The organism is uncultured Winogradskyella sp. (assembly GCF_947498345.1).
Classification (GTDB): domain Bacteria; phylum Bacteroidota; class Bacteroidia; order Flavobacteriales; family Flavobacteriaceae; genus Winogradskyella.
This window is the reverse complement of sequence record NZ_CANMJY010000010.1, coordinates 13,744-33,740: the sequence shown is the minus strand read 5'-3', so window position 1 is coordinate 33,740 and position 19,997 is coordinate 13,744. Positions and strand designations below refer to the sequence as shown.

At 32.5% G+C, this 19,997-nt stretch carries 18 protein-coding genes; 13 read left to right on the top strand and 5 right to left on the bottom strand.

Going from position 1 to position 19,997, the window contains the following annotated elements; genetic code table 11:
- The first annotated feature begins 77 nt into the window (after positions 1-77).
- From htpG to Q0912_RS13330, 9 genes are all read left to right on the top strand, one after another.
- A complete protein-coding gene (gene htpG, locus Q0912_RS13370; RefSeq protein ID WP_299115929.1) occupies positions 78-1,988 on the top strand; it encodes a molecular chaperone HtpG in 1,911 nt (636 codons plus the stop codon).
- A 120-nt stretch (positions 1,989-2,108) separates the two neighbouring features.
- Complete coding sequence (locus Q0912_RS13365; RefSeq protein ID WP_299115928.1) at positions 2,109-3,761, top strand: serine hydrolase; 1,653 nt, start codon at positions 2,109-2,111, stop codon at positions 3,759-3,761.
- Between the two features lie 155 nt (positions 3,762-3,916).
- Positions 3,917-4,492, top strand: a complete 576-nt coding sequence (locus tag Q0912_RS13360) for a Crp/Fnr family transcriptional regulator (protein ID WP_299115927.1) — start codon at positions 3,917-3,919, stop codon at positions 4,490-4,492.
- A gap of 170 nt (positions 4,493-4,662) precedes the next feature.
- A complete protein-coding gene (locus Q0912_RS13355) occupies positions 4,663-5,298 on the top strand; it encodes an MOSC domain-containing protein (protein WP_299115925.1) in 636 nt (211 codons plus the stop codon).
- Positions 5,299-5,495: 197 nt separating this feature from the next.
- Positions 5,496-6,557, top strand: coding sequence for a hypothetical protein (locus tag Q0912_RS13350; RefSeq protein WP_299115923.1), 1,062 nt, complete (start codon positions 5,496-5,498; stop codon positions 6,555-6,557).
- A 16-nt stretch (positions 6,558-6,573) separates the two neighbouring features.
- On the top strand, positions 6,574-10,026 hold the full coding sequence (locus Q0912_RS13345) for a pyruvate carboxylase (protein WP_299115921.1): 3,453 nt from the start codon (positions 6,574-6,576) through the stop codon (positions 10,024-10,026).
- 125 nt (positions 10,027-10,151) lie between these two features.
- Positions 10,152-10,943, top strand: a complete 792-nt coding sequence (locus Q0912_RS13340) for a class I SAM-dependent methyltransferase (RefSeq protein WP_299115919.1) — start codon at positions 10,152-10,154, stop codon at positions 10,941-10,943.
- A 45-nt stretch (positions 10,944-10,988) separates the two neighbouring features.
- Entirely contained in the window at positions 10,989-11,945 is a 957-nt protein-coding gene (gene rlmF, locus Q0912_RS13335) for a 23S rRNA (adenine(1618)-N(6))-methyltransferase RlmF (RefSeq protein WP_299115916.1), read from the top strand.
- A 33-nt stretch (positions 11,946-11,978) separates the two neighbouring features.
- Positions 11,979-13,214, top strand: a complete 1,236-nt coding sequence (locus Q0912_RS13330) for a DEAD/DEAH box helicase (protein WP_299115915.1) — start codon at positions 11,979-11,981, stop codon at positions 13,212-13,214.
- A gap of 36 nt (positions 13,215-13,250) precedes the next feature.
- Here Q0912_RS13330 and Q0912_RS13325 read toward each other — a convergent pair whose 3' ends face one another.
- The 3 genes from Q0912_RS13325 to Q0912_RS13315 are packed head-to-tail and all read right to left on the bottom strand — an operon-like array spanning position 13,251 to position 15,445.
- Positions 13,251-14,411, bottom strand: coding sequence for a hypothetical protein (locus Q0912_RS13325; RefSeq protein WP_299115913.1), 1,161 nt, complete (start codon positions 14,409-14,411; stop codon positions 13,251-13,253).
- Entirely contained in the window at positions 14,395-14,910 is a 516-nt protein-coding gene (locus tag Q0912_RS13320; RefSeq protein WP_299115891.1) for a hypothetical protein, read from the bottom strand. Before Q0912_RS13320 ends, Q0912_RS13325 begins: the two co-directional genes overlap by 17 nt.
- Entirely contained in the window at positions 14,894-15,445 is a 552-nt protein-coding gene (locus Q0912_RS13315; RefSeq protein WP_299115889.1) for a sigma-70 family RNA polymerase sigma factor, read from the bottom strand. The genes Q0912_RS13320 and Q0912_RS13315 overlap by 17 nt, the downstream gene beginning before the upstream one ends.
- A 123-nt stretch (positions 15,446-15,568) precedes the next feature.
- On the opposite strand from Q0912_RS13315, the gene Q0912_RS13310 reads away from it, so the two are divergent.
- On the top strand, positions 15,569-16,885 hold the full coding sequence (locus Q0912_RS13310) for a hypothetical protein (RefSeq protein ID WP_299115887.1): 1,317 nt from the start codon (positions 15,569-15,571) through the stop codon (positions 16,883-16,885).
- Here the strand turns inward: Q0912_RS13310 and Q0912_RS13305 are convergent.
- Together Q0912_RS13305 and Q0912_RS13300 are read right to left on the bottom strand one after the other, a co-directional pair.
- Positions 16,882-17,286, bottom strand: a complete 405-nt coding sequence (locus Q0912_RS13305) for a hypothetical protein (protein ID WP_299115885.1) — start codon at positions 17,284-17,286, stop codon at positions 16,882-16,884. The genes Q0912_RS13310 and Q0912_RS13305 overlap by 4 nt on opposite strands.
- Entirely contained in the window at positions 17,273-17,857 is a 585-nt protein-coding gene (locus Q0912_RS13300) for a sigma-70 family RNA polymerase sigma factor (RefSeq protein ID WP_299115883.1), read from the bottom strand. Before Q0912_RS13300 ends, Q0912_RS13305 begins: the two co-directional genes overlap by 14 nt.
- A 142-nt stretch (positions 17,858-17,999) precedes the next feature.
- On the opposite strand from Q0912_RS13300, the gene Q0912_RS13295 reads away from it, so the two are divergent.
- The 3 genes from Q0912_RS13295 to Q0912_RS13285 all read left to right on the top strand — a co-directional run bounded on the left by Q0912_RS13295 (position 18,000) and on the right by Q0912_RS13285 (position 19,787).
- Positions 18,000-18,338: a DUF6249 domain-containing protein gene (locus tag Q0912_RS13295; protein WP_299115881.1), complete on the top strand. Its 339-nt coding sequence runs from the start codon at positions 18,000-18,002 to the stop codon at positions 18,336-18,338.
- Between the two features lie 93 nt (positions 18,339-18,431).
- Entirely contained in the window at positions 18,432-19,406 is a 975-nt protein-coding gene (locus Q0912_RS13290) for a hypothetical protein (protein WP_299115879.1), read from the top strand.
- Positions 19,407-19,589: 183 nt separating this feature from the next.
- Positions 19,590-19,787, top strand: a complete 198-nt coding sequence (locus tag Q0912_RS13285) for a hypothetical protein (RefSeq protein WP_299115877.1) — start codon at positions 19,590-19,592, stop codon at positions 19,785-19,787.
- The last annotated feature ends 210 nt before the right edge of the window (positions 19,788-19,997 follow it).

Below are 19,997 nucleotides of genomic sequence, written 5' to 3'. Positions count from 1 at the left end.
GTCTATACCTATACAGCAAACAAATTATTGTATTAATTAAATTCTTGCCTTCGCAGGAATGACAAAAACGACATAAAATGACAAAAGGAAGTATTAATGTATCGGTAGAGAATATCTTTCCGTTAATTAAAAAATTCTTATACTCAGATCACGAAATCTTTTTACGTGAGCTGATTAGTAATGCAACTGATGCCACATTAAAACTAAAACATTTAACCAGTATTGGTGAGGCTAAAGTAGAATATGGCAATCCTAAGATCGAGGTAAAAGTCGATAAGGATGGTAAAAAACTTCATATCATTGACCAAGGTCTGGGTATGAGTGCTGATGAAGTAGAAAAATACATTAATCAGGTTGCTTTCTCAGGTGCTGAAGAATTTTTAGACAAATATAAAGATGCCGAAAAAGATGCTGGAATCATAGGGCATTTTGGTCTTGGTTTCTACTCTGCGTTTATGGTGGCAGACAAGGTAGAGATTATTACAAAATCATTTAAGGACGAGCCAGCAGCACATTGGACATGTGATGGTTCTCCGGAATTCACTTTAGTTGAAGCAGACAAAGAAGATAGAGGAACAGAAATTATTCTACATATTGCCGAAGATTCAACAGAGTTTTTAGAAGATGCCAGAATACGTGAGCTATTAAACAAGTATAATAAGTTTATGCCTATTCCGATAAAATTCGGAACTAAAGAAGTAAACGATCCAGACTTTACACCAAAAACCACTACAGATGCCGAAGGCAAAGAAACTACTGAGCCTCACAAGCAAATTACTGTAGATGATATTATCAATAACCCAAATCCGGCCTGGACAAAACAACCTACGGATTTAAAAGATGAAGATTATGGTTCGTTTTACAGAGAACTATATCCAATGCAGTTTGAAGAGCCATTGTTTAATATTCATCTTAATGTAGATTATCCGTTTAACTTAACAGGAATCTTGTATTTCCCTAAGATGACGAATGATCTTAATATTCAAAAGGATAAGATTCAATTATACCAAAATCAGGTATTCGTTACAGATAATGTTGAGGGTATTGTACCAGAGTTCTTAACCATGTTAAGAGGTGTAATTGATTCACCAGACATTCCATTAAACGTATCACGTTCTTATTTACAAGCCGATGGAAATGTAAAGAAAATTTCATCTTACATTACACGTAAAGTTGCAGATAAATTGAAGTCATTATTCAATAATAATCGTGAAGATTTTGAAAAGAAATGGGATGACATTAAAATCGTTATTGAATATGGTATGCTATCTGAAGAAAAATTCTTTGAGAAAGCCGATGCCTTTGCTTTATATCCAACTGTAGATGGTAAGTACTTTACATTTGAAGAACTAACTAATGCTATAAAGGCTAAGCAAACAGACAAGGATGATAAAATGGTAATTCTTTATGCTTCAAATAAAGATGAACAACATAGTTATATTCAGGCGGCTAAAGACAAAGATTACGAAGTCTTATTATTAGATTCACCTATCGTAAGTCACTTAATGCAAAAGTTAGAAACCTCTAAAGAAAATATCTCTTTTGCCCGAGTTGATGCTGACCATGTTGACAACTTAATTAAGAAAGACGATACTACCATTTCTAAATTATCTGATGAGGAAAAAACCAAATTAGATGAGCTTTTAAAAGAAGTTGTACCATCAGAAAAGTTTATGGTACAATTAGAAGCTATGGACAGTAGTGCGTCACCATTTATGATTACGCAACCAGAGTTTATGCGTCGAATGAAAGAGATGCAGCAAACTGGCGGTGGCGGTATGTTTGGTATGGGTAATATGCCCGAAATGTATAACCTGATTGTTAATACTAATCACGATCTGGTGAATGAGATTCTTAATACCAAAACACGCAAAAAGCAAGAACGTCTAATAAATCAAAGTTTAGACCTGGCGCGTTTATCACAGGGTTTACTTAAAGGTGAAGAACTTACCAACTTTATTAAGCGAAGCTATGATATGATCAAATAAGATTTTACATTCATAATATACATATTACTATAAAAAACCACTTAGATTACCCTAAGTGGTTTTTTTGTAACTTATCCTCTCGACAAATCGTCTCAACATAAACAACCAATTATAACACACATGAAAACTAAATTCTCTTTTTCAATTCTTACTCTTTGCTTTCTTTTTACAACAACCTTTCAGGCCCAAGACCTAACACAACAATTTGATGATATTGTATCTCAATCCTATACATCCGACATGCCAGGTGCTACAATCTTAGTGGCAAAAAATGGAAAAACCATTTATAGAAAAGCGGTAGGTAAGTCTAACTTAGAACTAGACGTAGATATGATACCTGAAAATGTGTTTATGTTAGCATCTATAACTAAACAGTTTACTGCTGTGGCTATTTTAATGCTAGAAGAACAAGGTAAACTGAGCTTAGATGATCCTATTACTAAGTTTATTCCAGACTATCCAACCAACGGCAAAACGATTACAGTTCATCAGCTGTTAAATCATACCTCTGGAATAAAAAGTTACACAGGTATCGGAAACCTTGTAAAAGTTGCCAGAAATGACAAAACTTTAGATGAACTGATCGATTACTTTAAAAACGAACCTATGGACTTTGATCCAGGTGAAGAATTTAGGTATAACAACTCGGGTTACGTACTTCTTGGCAAAATTATAGAGGTCATATCTGGCGATACTTATGAGAACTTTCTTAAGAGAAATATTTTTGATCGATTAGGAATGTCTAGCTCAAGATATGGTAGTAATAGAGAATTAATAAAAAATAGAGCAATGCCTTATGAGCAAGAACCAGATGGTTATGTAAATGCTAATTACTTAAGTATGAGCTTACCACATGCTGCTGGTGCCTTAGTATCAACGGTCGATGACTTATTAAAATGGCAAAACGCATTATCTAATAATACTCTGATTAGTTCTAAAACATTTAATAAGGCTATTAACGGATCTGAATTAAACAATGGAGAACATATTTCTTATGGTTATGGTCTTGGTGAAATGACATTGAAAGGTTCTAAGGGCTATACACACAGTGGTGGTATTTTCGGAACCTCTACAAATGGCATCTACCTTATTGAAGAAGATGTTTATGTTATTGGACTAAGTAATTGTAGTTGTAATGATATTGGAGCGGTCACTCAAAATCTAGCCGCTATTGCAATAGGAAAACCTTACCCAACCATGAAAGATGTTGTAAAATTATCTGAAGAACAACTAAAACAATGGGTTGGTGCTTACAAATTTGAAGATGGTGCTGTTAGACATATTTTTATGAAAGATGGCAAACTAAAAAGTATGCGAGAATCAGAAACTAATACTGTTTTTGATATTTTTCCTCTTGCAGAAGACCGTTTTATGTTCGAAGAAGGTACTATTGAGTACAAGTTTTCTAAATCTGTAGATGGCAAACGCCAAGCCATTTTTATAACCGATTCTGAAAATGTAGGAAAAGAAGTTGATAAATCAATGCCAGAAGCCCGAAAAGAGGTTACGTTATCTAATGACATTATAAAACACTATGCAGGAAAGTATGAGTTAGGCCCAAATTTCCATGTTGAAGTTACTGTAGAGGGCAATCAAATTTTTGGGCAAGCCACAGGTCAGGGAAAATTTGAAGTTTATGCTGAAAATGAAACAACTTTCTTTGCAAAAGTTACAGCATTAAAAGTAACATTCAACAAAAATGAGTCTGGTAAAGTAGAAAGTTTTACTTTATATCAAGGAGAAACAGAAACCGTTGCTAAAAAAATAGAATAGATTTACACTATTGTATGACTAAAAAACCACTTGGATTTTTCTAGGTGGTTTTTCTTATATAAAAAAGCCGATTAACCTTTTTAAATTTCTAATATCGAATTTAACATCTTCATTTAAAAGCTTTTACGTAACTTAAACCTAATAATTAACCTTGTGTGCGTTCCGATAACTCTAAGATAAAAGAGATTTTTAAAGACCTAGTTTTTACAGCTGAAGAAATAAAACTTATAGAATCTGTATTTCATAAAATCAATGTTAAAAAGGGAGCCATTTTACTTACTGCTGGTGAAAGTGTTAACGAACAATATTATATCCTAGAAGGTTGTTTAAGGTCGTTTCATATAGATTCTGATGGTAAAGAATATACGGTTCAATTTGGTATTAAAGATTGGTGGATTAGTGATTACACGGCTTTTTTTACATCATCAAAAGCTATAATGAATATTGAGGTTATTCAAGATGCAATCATTTATAAAATTACAGAACAAGACAAGGAGCTTTTGTATGAAAAAATCCCAAAAATAGAGCACTTCTTTAGAGTAAAGCTCGAAAAAGCTTTTGCTGCATTTCAAAAACGAATTTTATCTAATCTTTCTAAAACAGCCAAGGAACGTTATTTAGATTTTATTAAAACCTATCCTAATATAGAAAAGAGTGTAAAAAACTATCACATAGCATCCTATTTAGGTATCACTACAGAAAGCCTTAGTAGAATAAGAAAAGCGTTATAAAGTACCTGAATTTCTTATCATACATCAATTTTTGAACGTTATAATAACTTTAATTTTGTAGCCCTAACAAGATTAATTAAGTTATCCCTAAGGATTAATAGCTAAAGAGCGCGAGTTGAATAAACTTGCGCTTTTTTTATACCTTTAATCCTGTAAACAATTTCAGAATTTTGAAAATCATTTCTACCAATATAGCGAAGCCTACTACTTTTATATGGGAAGGTAAAAAGGTTACAACTGGTATTTATAAAAAACCCACTAATGCACCCATCCATTTAGGCAAAGAAGACGTCAGAGGTGATGAAGTTTCGGATAGACGTGTACATGGAGGTGAGTTTAAAGCCTGTTATTTATTTTCTGCCGATCACTATCCTTATTGGCAAGGCTTATACCCAAATCTAGATTGGACTTACGGCATGCTGGGTGAAAACTTAACCGTTGAAAACTTAGATGAAAAACAGCTCATTATTGGAGATATCTATCAACTAGGTAAAGCTGTGGTACAAATCACTATCCCAAGAGAACCTTGTTTTAAGTTTGCTCATAAGTTTGGTACAGACGACGTTTTGCAACAATTCATTGAGCATGGCTATTCTGGTAGTTATGTTAGGGTTATAGAAGAAGGAGAAGTAACAACCGGAGACACTTTTAAATTGATTGAAAGTACTAAAAATAGTATTTCAATTTTTCAATTATTTGAATTACTATTTTCCGAAAACAAAAATCGATCACATCTTAAGCTTTTACTTAATAGTGAGTCTATTCCCCAGCGCTTAAAAAAACGCTTGAAATTTTTCTTACGTTAACTCTTAAAAAATAGAATATACGGAGTACATCGGTTTTTTTTGAAAATCATTTCAACTCATAGTTATAATCTACCATACATCTATTATTTAAACACCTAATATACAGCACATTAATAATTTATGTAATTTTCACGAAAACGTTGTAGTTATAGTTGTTTATTTTTATCCTGTTACCTTAAATCTAATCAATAATTGTTATGAGTGAAAAGCTGATATCCAAAAAAAAACCTGCATTTCCTATAAGTAGTTGTCTATCAGATTATCTCAGTGAGCAAGCTAGAAATATAAAAATACCCATTTTTTATGATGACCTGTTACGCTTTCAAGGTGCTATAGAAATTTTTGATAATGATGGAAATGATACACTCTGGATAAGCTGTTACTATGCTGAATACGAGCGTGATGAAATTGAGCATAGTCTTAAACAAATGTATTCTATCTTACACTCCGATGGTAGCGAAAATATTATTCCTTATCTAAATATTGACAGTATTGATTTTTGCACCTTTGGTAATACAAAACCATTCCGTGTAAAGGTGAGAAATATTCTTAATGATAATTATATATTTCTATACATAAAAAAGGCAGACGCGTCACGCATTTACGGTTTAGAATTAGAACACCTCTTATCCCCAAACCATATTAATTTTTTAGTGCATAAGGATACGCTTATCGAAGAGCATATCTTAGGTATTCCCGGTGACACCTTTATTCATCATCATCTCAATACACTTTCCGAACAAGACAAACGTGCTTTAGCTAAAGAATTTGTAAAATTCAATGAGCGTTGCTTTGTGCGATTGCTCGCAGATATGCGCTCTTATAATTACGTTGTTGTTATTACGCAAGATTTTGATAGAGTACAATATCGAATCCGGGCCATAGATTTTGACCAACAGAGTTACGAAGGCAACCCTAAAGTTTATAAACCTCAGTTTTTAAAAGAGAATAATGCTCTTGTTGATATGACTCTAAAAGTTCTCGCTAAAGAGTCCATTGAACAATACGAAAAAGAAGAACGCTCACTACTGGCTAAGCGTGCAACAAGTGAACGTGAACGTTTAGAGGACTTGCTAAGTTGTATGCGAAAAGATATCATTTCTACACCAGAAAAAATAAGTGAGTTAAGAGCAGAACTTTTTAGATTAACTAAAGACGTTAACTTTAAAAAGTCTAAAAACATGGGAGAACTTCTAAGCAATGGCTTAGATTTTATAACCAGAAATTACGTTAACGAAAACCCTTATATCATCAAATAAACCTAACCTATCCATCATGAAGATTAAAAAAATATTAGTCGCTAACCGTAGCGAAATTGCTATACGGGTTTTGAGAGCATGCTCAGAACTAAATATAAATACCGTAGCCATTTACACTTACGAAGATCGTTATTCGCAACACCGTTACAAAGCTGATGAAGCCTATCAGATAGGTGAAAATAATGACCCCTTAAAGCCTTATTTAAATATTGAGGAAATTGTGGCTTTGGCAAAATCTAAAAACGTCGATGCTATTCATCCAGGTTATGGTTTTTTGTCCGAAAACTCAGAGTTTGCCAGACGATGTGCCGAAAACGGTATCATCTTTATTGGTCCAGATCCTGAAGTGATGGACGCTTTGGGTGATAAAATCACGGCAAAAAAGATAGCCGTTCAATGTAATGTCCCAATCATAGAAAGTAATAAAGGTGATTTAAACACATTAAATATGGCTATTTCTGAAGCCAATAGAATTGGATATCCAGTAATGCTTAAAGCGGCATCTGGTGGTGGAGGTCGTGGTATGCGTGTGATTCGTTCTAATGAAGATTTAGAAGCAAATTTTAGTTCAGCACGTAATGAAGCATTGAATGCTTTTGGAGACGACACTATGTTTCTTGAAAAATATGTAGAAAACCCAAAGCATATCGAAGTACAGATTGTTGCAGATAGACATGGAAATATTCGTCATTTATTTGAGCGCGATTGTTCCGTACAGCGTCGACATCAAAAAGTAGTTGAAGTTGCACCTTCTTTTAATGTTTCTCAAGATGTTAAAGATGCACTATATAAATATGCTGTCAACATCACATCTGAAGTGAACTATAACAATATTGGTACTGTTGAATTTTTAGTCGATCAACAAGACAACATTTACTTTATTGAAGTCAATCCTAGAATTCAAGTAGAGCATACAGTTACAGAAATGGTAACAGGAATTGATTTAGTAAAAACACAAATCTTTATTGCTGGAGGTTATAAATTATCAGATAAACAAATTAAGATTTACGCTCAGGATAGTTTAGCTACTTATGGCTTCGCTTTACAATGCCGATTAACTACCGAAGACCCAGAAAACAATTTCACGCCAGATTATGGTGCTATAACAACCTACCGTAGTGCTTCTGGTATGGGAATTCGTTTAGATGCTGGCAGTATCTATCAAAGTTATAATGTAAGTCCATTTTTTGACTCTATGCTCGTAAAGGTTTCTGCACATGGCAGAACATTAGATGGAGCTATCAGAAAAATGTCGCGAGCTTTACGCGAATTTAGAATTAGAGGTGTAAAAACCAATATTCACTTTCTTCAAAATGTAATACAACATAAAACCTTTATGGAAGGTAAAGTGAATGTGAATTTTATTCAGAATACACCAGAATTATTTAAAATAAAATTACCTCAAGATCGAACCTCAAAAGCCATAAATTATCTCGCTGAAGTTATAGTAAATGGCAATCCAGATGTAAAATTTATTGATAATAACAAGGTCTTTAGAGATGCAAAAATTCCAAAGTTTGATAGAAATACTGCATATCCAAAAGGAACCAAAGATTTATTAACTAAGCTTGGTCCAGAAAAATTCTGTCAATGGCTTAAAGATGAAAAGAAAATCCATTATACAGACACGACGATGCGAGATGCGCATCAGTCACTTTTGGCAACTCGTATGCGAACATACGATATGCTAAAAGTAGCTGAAAGTTTTGCTAAAAATCACCCGAATATCTTTAGTATGGAAGTATGGGGAGGAGCAACTTTCGATGTTTGTTTACGTTTTCTTCACGAAAGTCCATGGACGCGGTTAAAGCAGCTTAGAGAAGCGATTCCTAATATCTTATTCCAAATGCTATTGCGTGGTTCTAATGCTGTTGGTTACAAAGCCTACCCAGATAATCTCATTGAAAAATTTGTTGAGAAATCCTGGGAAAACGGAGTTGATATTTTTAGAATATTCGATTCACTCAATTGGGTGAAGGCTATGGAACCTAGTATCAATTATGTACGAAATAAAACAGGAGGCATAGCAGAAGCAGCATTGAGTTATACAGGTGATATTTTAGATACATCCCAAACCAAGTATAATCTTAAATATTACACCCAATTGGCTAAAGATTTAGAAAATGCTGGCGCGCATATGATAGCTGTTAAGGACATGGCTGGATTATTAAAACCATATGCTGCGACTGAGTTAGTATCTGCATTAAAGGATACTGTTAATGTTCCAATCCATTTGCACACTCATGACACCTCATCGCTGCAAACAGCAACGTATCTTAAAGCCATAGAAGCTGGTGTTGATGTTATTGATGTGGCGCTTGGTGGCTTATCTGGTTTAACATCGCAACCAAACTTTAACGGTGTGGTAGAAATGATGAAATATCACAAACGTTCACAAGATTTCGATATGGAAAAACTCAATCAGTTTTCTAACTTCTGGGAAGATACACGAGAGATGTACTACCCTTTTGAATCTGGTTTAAAGGCAGGAACTGCAGAAGTTTTTCAACATGAGATCCCTGGAGGACAGTATTCTAATTTAAGACCTCAAGCAGAAGCTTTAGGTTTAGGCGATCGCTTTGACGAAGTCAAAAAAATGTATGCAAAAGTAAATATCATGTTTGGCAACTTGGTAAAAGTAACGCCAAGTTCTAAAGTGGTTGGAGATATGGCCATTTTTATGGTCACTAACAATCTAACACCTGAAGATATAATGCAACGCGGTGAGGAAATATCATTTCCAGAATCAGTGATTAACTTCTTTAGAGGTGATTTAGGACAACCATCTGGAGGGTTCCCTAAAGCACTTCAAAAAATTATACTCAAAGACAAAATACCTTATACAAATCGGCCAAATGCACATTTAAAACCTATAGATTTTGATAAGGAGTATAAAGCGTTTAAAGATACTTATCAAAAAGGGTTCACAAGAGCGATAGAAATGGAAGATTTCCTATCCTACACCTTATATCCAAAAGTGTTTGATAAAGCTCATGAAAACTACAAGAATTATGGTAATGTCGCTTTAATCCCAACAAAGAACTTCTTCTACGGTATGAAGTTACGTGAGGAAACTTTAATTACGTTAGAACCTGGTAAAACGGTTATTGTAAAATTATTATCAGTTGGTATTCCAAATGACGAAGGTAAACGCATTGTGTTTTTTAAAGTCAATGGCGAAAACAGATATGTTGAAGTGCTTGACAAATCCTTAAATATTAAAAAACAGGAAAACGTTAAAATTGATACAGAAGACAGTAATCAAATTGGCGCGCCATTGCAAGGATCTTTATATAAAGTGTTAGTTAAAAAAGGACAAGCTATTAAAGAGAACGACCCTTTATTTGTTATTGAAGCCATGAAAATGGAAACTACTGTTACAGCGCATAAAGCAGGTAAGATAAAATCCATTACTTTAGATGAGGGAAGCATGGTTAAACAAGACGATTTGATTATTACCTTTGAATAACTGTATCTCTTAAGGTGTTTCTGTCAGTTTGAGCGCAGTAGAAAACATTATTAACCAGAACTTCTAATACATTTCGACTGCGCTCAATGTGACATTCTTAAATTACTATTATAGAAATTAAATTTATGTCAACCAAATACAACAAAATAGGAATCAACTATAATCAAACACGGAAAGCCAATCCTTTTTTAACTGAGCAACTTCTAAAACATTTGAATCCTACAAAAAATGGTTTGTATTTAGACATTGGTTGTGGTACAGGTAATTATACCAACGAATTTCAGAAAAGCGGTTTTACCTTTATTGGTATTGATCCATCTATTGAAATGCTTCAAAAAGCAAGACAAAGAAATCAAAATATACAATGGCAAATAGGTACTGCAGAAAACACAAATTTAACGCAAAGTAGTATAGATGGTATAATCGGAACGTTGACCATTCATCATTGGACGAATTTATCAAGAGCATTTTCAGAATTAAACCTTGTGCTTAAACCCAATGGAAAAATAGTACTCTTTACTTCTACTCCACAACAAATGATGGGTTATTGGCTCAACCATTACTTTCCAAAAATGTTAGACGATTCTATGGTACAAATGCCCTCCCTACAAACCGTTAAAGATGCTATGATCTCTGCTGGTCTTAAAATAACAGCTACCGAAGCTTATAATATTAAACCCGATTTACAAGATCAGTTTTTGTATTGTGGTAAGCAAAACCCGGAATTGTATTTTGACGACAACATACGTCAGGGTATTTCTTCCTTTAGTGCTTTAGCCAATAAAGACGAGGTTGAAAAAGGATTGAAAAACTTACGGATGGATATTGACTCTGGAAAAATAAATGACCTCGTAAAGTCTTATGAAAATGGACTAGGTGATTACCTATACATTATTGCTGAGAAAACAAAAGTTTAAACCTATAAGTTTACATTACCTTTGCAACAAGAAAAGCCCTGTAACTTGCAAAGGAAAAAAGAACATTCAAAAGTAAAATCTAAACTTCATCCAAGAAGTCAACATAGAGCACGTTATAATTTTGATGCACTTATTAAAAACTCACCTGAGCTTGCTACTTTTGTTTCACCAAATAAATATGGTGATGATTCTGTCGATTTCTTTAATCCAAATGCTGTTCTAGCTCTAAACAAGGCATTATTAAAACATCATTATAATTTGGAATTTTGGGAAATCCCAAAACATTATTTATGCCCTCCAATTCCTGGACGTGCAGATTATATACATTATATCTCAGATCTTTTGAGCGAAAACCACTCTAAAATTCCAAAAGGACATCACATCAAAGGTTTAGATATTGGTGTTGGTGCCAATTGTATCTACCCAATTATTGGAAACCATGAGTATGGTTGGTCATTTATTGGCTGTGATACCGATGGTACTGCCATTAGCTCAGCAAAACAAATCGTTGTACAAAACCCAAATTTAAAGTCTCATATAGATATTAGACAGCAAGAACACTCTAGCACATTTTTTAAAGGTATTATTAAGCCAGAAGAAAAGATAGACTTCACCGTTTGCAATCCGCCATTTCATGCCTCAAAAGAGGAAGCTCAAAAAGCAAGCTTAAGAAAGCTCAAAAACTTAAAAGGTAAAACTAAAGGAAAACCAACCCTCAACTTTGGCGGACAACACAATGAACTTTGGACAAAGGGTGGCGAAGCGCGTTTTGTAAAAGATATGATTTATGAAAGTAGACACTTCGGTAAACAATGTCTTTGGTTTACAAGTTTAATTTCAAAGGAAGCTACACTAAAACCAACTTATAAGGTTCTACAAAAAGTGAAAACTAAAAATGTAAAAACCATAGATATGGGTCAGGGACAAAAAGTGAGCCGATTCATAGCCTGGACCTTTTTAACAGAACAAGAACAAAACGACTGGGTTAAACAACGTTGGTAAAATATTGTTCTACCTTTGCCCAAAATCAAGTAAATGTCATTTAAAGACCTAAAACTTATAAAACCGCTTCTTAAAGCTATTGATGCTTCAGGGTATATAGAGCCTACTTTGGTGCAGCAAAAAGGCATTCCACCAATTTTAGATCAAAAAGATGTTATCGTTTCTGCCCAAACAGGAACTGGTAAAACAGCTACTTTTGCATTACCTATTTTACAGCAGCTTTTTGATAAGCAAGATGCACCTAAACGTGGTAAAAAAATAAGAGCTTTAATTGTAAGTCCAACACGAGAATTGGCATCTCAAATTCAGCAGAATTTTAAAACCTACGCGCAGTTTTCTAACTTAAGATCCTTTGTGATTTTTGGTGGTACTTCTATTGAACCACAAATTGATGTTTTAAAAAAAGGAGTAGATATCTTAGTAGCCACACCTGGTCGACTCCTCGACTTACACAAGCAAGATTATATCAATCTAGACTATATAGAAACTTTAGTTTTAGACGAAGCAGATTTAATGTTGGCAATGGGCTTTATTGATGATGTAAAAAAGATAGTACGTCTATGTCCAGAGGATAAACAAACCTTGCTATTTTCTGCAACAATTCCTTATAAAATTGAACAATTAGCTAATAGTATTCTTAAAAACCCCGAGCGTATTGACGTTACACCAACGCACTCAATAGCAAAAGATGTGAGTCAGGTGCTTTATTATGTCCCTAAACGTAATAAAATAGAATTGTGCTTACACTTAATGCGAAACACCATAAAAGGCAATGTACTCATTTTTAGACGTACAAAATTTGGTGTCAATAAACTAGAACAGACCTTACTTAAAAACGGTTATAAGGTAGATAGTATTCATGGAGACAAAAACCAGAGTGATCGGCAAACAGCTCTAAATAAGTTTAAAAATGGTTATATAAAAATCCTCATTGCTACAGATGTCGCTGCTCGTGGTATTGATGTTAACGAACTTGACAATGTTTTTAATTTTGACATGCCTAACGTTGCCGAAACCTATGTGCATAGAATAGGAAGAACTGGTCGTGCCGGTCATATCGGTAAAGCGTATGCCATGTGTTCTGCCGACGAAAAAAGCTATGTAAAAACTATTGAGGATTATATTAACGTACAAATACCTATTGAAACTAATCACCCCTATCCTTTAGACCCAAAAGCTAAACCTATAGTTCATAAAAAGAAAGGTAGTAAGTATAAAAAAGGGCGTAAAAGTACAGCTTCTAAGAAAAAGAAAAAGCGCTGGTATTAGGTTTGCAAAGTTGTAAAGTTATTGTTCTAGTTTTAACTAGTCTTCATAGCTATATATAATACCATTTACCATATCAAAATCTATTTGCCCTGTACTGAGCTCATTTTCGTTTGGCTTTTTTTCTAATACCAAATATTTTTCACCCGAAGCGTTAGACTGTAGGTCAGCATTGAAACCTTTAGTTATATTTTTAATGTTATTACCAAACACTTTAAATCCGTAATTGGTTTTTGGTTTAAATATGTGAATTTTAGAGTACTCAGAGTTTAAATTAAAGGTATTAAAATCTTCAGTCCAATTGTAAAGAAAATATTCGCCTGTGAAATCTATTAGGTCCACTTTTTTACCTATTTCACCTATTTCTACTTTTGTAAATTCTGTGTTTAATATAGAATTGCTCAAATGACCTATTCTTACTTCTTTTGCATTAGCAAAACTATAACTACCACCAGAAACCTCTTCAGCATTGAAATACCCATTATCAAAATCAAAATTATTAAGTGCATTACCAAGTGACTTAAATCTCAATCTGGAATTTCTAACATTCATTGTTGCGCGATTATAAAAATCATTCATAAAAACTAAATTTGAATTCTCTAAAGTAGCTCTTACATGTATATTTTTAGGAATCTTTATAACCATTTTACTAATAATGATCTGATCTCTTTTTTTCTGCTTACTTGTCCGAGGTTTTCTTGTTAATCCGCCTAGTATTTTATTTCTATATAATGATTCTGCATCTTTAATTTCGTGTAAAATAGAATCTAATGATTTTCTTTTAATTGCTTTTGGCAATGAATCTTTAAGAGATTGCTTTCCTTCAAAACGACCGATTAATATTTCATGGAAACTATACATCCTATCACCTATATTCATTCTACTCCTTGATGAATAGGTGATTTTATTACCTTCCTTTTTTCCCGAAACCTCAAGAAGTTTCAACTGGGCTTCTATCTTTTTTTTTCTAGTATTTCTAAATTCTTTTGTATACTCAATATATACTTTATCATCTGGTGACTCTAACACCTGAGCGGTAGTACTTTTTAAATTTAACACCAAAGTTGTATTGTCATTTGTAGTAAAATTTTCTTTATAAATAGTATACTTTTCGTCCATTTCAAATTCAGACGTTTTTTGAGCATAAACTACTGCTGATGTGATGAGCATCAGCAATGAGAGTTTAAATTGATTTTTCATAGTGTTCGTTATTTTGATTTAATATTTTAATATGTTCTTGTATATCCTTTAATATCTGAAGCCGCGTTTGTAAATTATCGATTAAGTTTTCTATAGCTATAATATTATTAGGGTCGTTCTTAAACTGCACGGAAATCTCCTGATAATTCTTATCTAATTCGTCTAATTTTTTCTTAAACCTTGTCACCAAAACCTCATCTTCTGCAATAGCTATAAAGTTTTGCCATTCTTGTTCTATATCTTCTAAATACTCAGCTTCAACTGCTTCTATTTGTGCCACCACTGACGAAACTTCTTGCTCTGTAGTTGAGTCATAAAAAATATTGAAGCCAACAGTTAAGGCAATTATCGCAATGGCCGCAACACTTAACCAAAAAAATGTACTAGATTTTTTCTTTGCCTGTTTTTGAAGCTTCTCTAAAAACTCTGCTCTATGATTCTCCTGAAGTATCTCTAATTGGTCTTCCTCTTTAAATAAATCTCTAATATCTCGCTTCATTATACTTTGGTTTTAATAGGTCTCTTAATTTTGCTTTACCTCTTCTTAAATGTGTCCTTGAGGTTTTAATCGGTATATCTAATATTTCTGAAATTTCCTGATGATCATAACCTTCAATTAAATACAGTTTTACTACGATTTTATATTTATAACTCAGCTGGTCTATAGCTACTAGTATGTCTTGTTTAGAAATGAAACTGTCAAAATCCCAATTATCATCTTCAATGAGTTGAAGCGTTTCAATTTGATCATTGCTAAACTCAAATCTTTCTTTCTTTATAGTATCTAAACATTGATTAATGACGATGCGTTTTAACCAAGCACCAAATGTTGCGTTTGGTTGGTAACTTTCTATATTTGTAAACGCTTTGAGAAATCCTTCCTGCATGGCGTCCTTAGCACTTTCTTTGTCGTTTAAATAGCGGTAAGCTATGGTAAACATAGCTTTACAATAGTTATCATAAACCTGCATCTGCGCAACTTGATTTCCTTTTTTACAGGCTTGTATTAATAAACTATCTATTTGATTTTGCATATGGTTTTGTCCATCTCTTTGTGTATAAAAACGAAGAAAAATGAAAAGGGTTTCAAAATTTGAATAAAAAAGTTGAAATTAATGGAATATCCCTAAATTTAGGGTAAATTAAATTAGCCAACAATGAGTCAAGATTATAATAATCCTGCATTTAAAAAATTACTCCAGAAGCTACAAGAAGAAAGCTGGCAGTTAGAATTACTAATTTCTGGTTTTGCCATTTTTGGATTATTTACTGCATTTCCTCATATAAGGATTGCGGCATCAGCAGCTCAAAATGATGAAAAAGTTTATTCATGGATTGTACTAACAGTAGTCATGGTTTCTTGTGCCATTCTTATTTTCAATCTCTTGTTGCATGTTATTTTAAGAGGGCTTTGGATTGGAGCTCTAGGCTTAAGGTATGTCTCTGGAGATATTGACTACGAAGAACTTAACTACAGTCAAAAATTCACAAAATACCTTAAAAAAAAGGTAGGCTCTTTTGATAGATATATTGGCAGGTTAGAAAACTATTGTAGCATCTTATTCGCCATTTCTTTCTTACTAATTTTCTATGTCTTAGCCTTTACCTTTAGTATATTAACCATTGTATTAATAATTACATCATTGCTTGATAATGATAATATTAATAATAATCTAGGAATTTGGATAGGTGCTCCGCTACTAGTTTTTTTTGTTACAGGAATGTTTCTAACTTTTTTGGATTTTATATTGCTAGGCTGGTTAAAGAAAAAGAAATGGATAAGTCGAATATATTTCCCTATATATTGGGTTTTTAGTAAGGTGACACTATCATTTTTATATCGTCCACTTGTCTATAACTTTTTGGATAATAAATTTGGAAGAAGGGTTAGTTTTGCTCTTGTTCCTATTTATATTTTAATTGTATATGCTTCTACATACAGCTATAAAACATCAAACTATTTTAGTAATGATATGGACTCTAATAATATTATAGCTGATAGCCGTAATTATGAAGACGCGCTTACTGAAGACACTTTTATTGAAGATGTAGCTATTGCATCTAAAGTCGTTACAGATAATTACTTAAAAGTGTTTATGATCATGGATAATGACTTTGATGATTATATCTTTGACTTTAACCCAACGCTAAAGCCAGAAGACGATCTCAGAGGATTAAAATCTAGAATGATTACCAACTCTACAGTATCATGGAATAAACGAGATAGTTTAAGAGGGGCTTACATAAAAACATTAAATGAAGTATTTACAATAAAAATTGATTCGACCAATTATAAAAGTGAATTTATTATAGGTGAAAGTACAAATGGGCAAAAAGGTTTTGAAACTTATGTTGGTATTAAAAACTTACCTGAAGGCAAGCATCTACTAAAAGTACTTAGAAAACGTATTAGAAAAAAAGACACTCAACAATTCTATCATTCTAGAATTCCATTTTGGTACTACCCAAATTAATAAGATAATCGATTATTAAAATATTGCTTTAATATAGGTATTTGAATACTTAACATTATAGCAAATAAAACCACGGCATACATTAAAGTATTAGAAAACTCAAACGATAAACCTTCAAAGGGATTTAATGATACTTCTGGTAAATTAAATCTTTCAGATAAGGTACTAGATCCTGTGGGTTGTTTAAATAATATATAACTGACTATGGCTATAAAACCTGTACCAACTAACCATAGTATATATTTAGGAATTAAAGGTTTATATACAGTAGTTTTAGTATTGGACAAAGCTTCAATTTTTGACATCACATTATCTGTAAAACCAGTAGGTGCTTGTTCTAAACTATCTGCAGCCATTAGCTTATTAACTAAATCTTCTATTTTTTTATTATCCTTTTCCATAATCAAGTATATTTTGTGGTTGCAAATACTGTTCTAAAATAACAGCCAATTTTTTTCGGGCTCTAAACAGCTTCACTTTTACAGTGTTGGCTTCAACATTAATAATTTTAGAAATCTCTTCAAGAGATAGCTCTTCAAAATAAAACAGCGTTAATATAGCACTACTATCTTCGGGTAGTTTATTAATACAATTCTTAATTAGAGTACTTTTTTCCTCGTTAATAATATTGTCTAAAGCATTATCTATAGTATCTAATTTATTAAATGTATACTCATCTATTGCAACATTATTTAAATATTTCTTGTTCTTTTTTATATTATCTAAGCATGTGTTATATGCTACTCTATATATCCATGTAGAAAACTTAGAGTCTCCTTTAAATTTATCTAAAGATTTAAACACCTTAATAAATGTGTCTTGTGCTACCTCCTCAGCCTCTTCTTTATGTTTTAGCATTCGTAATGCTAAAGTATATACTAAATCCTTATAGCGATCTACTAATTTAGCATAAGCTTTAGTATCGCCATTATTAATAGCGTCTATTAATATGTTATCGTCGTTGGTGGTCATTTTTATTTAAGACGACTACTTTATATATAAGGTTACATAAACCCATAAAAAATATTTTTAAAAAAAAGTTGTAACCTAAATTAATAAAGTATCGTCATAAGCTATGAACAAATTAAAATTAATCAATTAAAAATAAATAATTATGGAAGTAGCAGTTTTAGCAATAATTTTCGGATCAATATTTGGTGTATTTTATCTGTATTTTTCATCTCGAAACAAAGAACGTTTAGCACTTATTGAAAAAGGAGCAGACGCAAGTATTTTTAATATTGGTAAGCGATCAGGAGCTTCATGGAAAGTTATAGTTATAAATTTAGCTTTTCTTTTAATGGGTATAGGCCTAGGCGTATTCATTGCCAATATCTTAGACACCTATTCAAATCTAAATGAAGACGCTGTATATCCTGCAATGATATTCTTAATGGCAGGTGCTGGCTTATACATAGGCTATACACAAACTAAAAAAGCATTAGATGACTAAATCATAAAATCAATCAAATAGGAAAACGCCTCAATTTATGAGGCGTTTTTTTATGGCATAAATAATGTATCTTTAAAACTTAAAGTGTGTTTTATGCCCAAAATCTTATTTCTAATATTACTTGTATCTCAAATAAGTATTGCTCAAATTACGGTTTTAGATAGTGTCACTAAATACCCTGTTAGTTACGCTACTGTATCATTTGGTAATGGCAATGGTATTTTTGCAGATAATGAAGGTAAATTTATTTTTACAGAAAAGTTGTATCCAGATATTGATTCACTCTATATTTCGGCATTGGGATTTAAAAATTTAAATATCTCGACTAAAGATATTCCCAAGCTACTCCTTATGCTACCTCAAGCCGATGAACTGGACGAAATTGTTATTGGTACAAAATTGAATAGGAAATTCAAAGAGGAAACCTTAAAACCTCACCTCGATGATGATTATTACAACTGTTGGCTACCAACCATAGAATCTGAAATTGCTGTTTACTTTCCTAAACATTCCGACCAAGACCAAAAACTAACTTCTATTATATTTCCTATTGCTTTAGAATCTAAAGATTGGAACAAACGCAAACGTGCTAATAGTGACAAGAAAAAATTCTCTACCCTATTTATGGTAAAGTTTTATGCAAATCACAAAGGTGCACCTGGTAAAGTACTCACCTATGAAACTATTGTTTTTAGAGCTACAGAAAAAGATGGAGATGCTTATACATTGAATGTCGAAGATTACGGTATTTACATTCCAAAGGATGGTTTTTTTGTATCACTACAAGTTATGGGTTACACAGATAAAGCCGGGAAACTATTACCCAATAAAAAGTACAAAGAAGTAAAAACTAAAAATGGTATAGTTAAAATTCCTACCAATTTTAGGCCATTACTCCCCTTTACAGAAAAATTAGAGGCTAAAAACACATATATAAAACGTGTGTTTATCAATGGTAATAATTGGGTGAAATTTGATAAAGGCAATGGCTTTAGATCGAGCCTGCTAGATAAAGACCTTTACAACTATGGTATTGGCTTAAAGTATAAAACCTTTAAGGATGAATGAGCCTGTAGGTTTTCTGAAAATTTTTAGAAACAACTTAGAACTTGCCAAAGTCAGAAAAGACAATATTGGACAAGATTTTAGTCTTATACTGATACTAAAATAGATACAATAATAATCTTTCATTCGGAAAAAAATAGTATCATTGAACTTCATATATTAATTCACTATTAACCTTAATATTATATGCGTAAACTCATTCGCACTTTACAGCCTGTACCAATCTATGCAGAACACTCATTAAGTTCTAAAAAAATCAGAGAAACTACCGAAGATGAATACCTGCCATATAAAAGAGTAAAACTTAGAGAAAAGACCAGATGGTACGAAATAAAATTAGAGAATGATAAATTAGGTTATATTAAAAAGGATAAAACAAATTAAAGATCTCGAAAAAAACAAGGTACGTTATATCGACCTTTGTTATGACAATAATGTTGTTGAGGTTGAAAAATTTATTCTAAAAAAGAAAGCAAAATTCTATCTCACTTATGAGTCAGATTATTCGTCCAAGGACGTCTTAATAGAAGTTAATAATTTTAAAGACAAAAAAGGTTACCTACTTAAAAAGACCAGCTATGGTTTAGTAAGTAA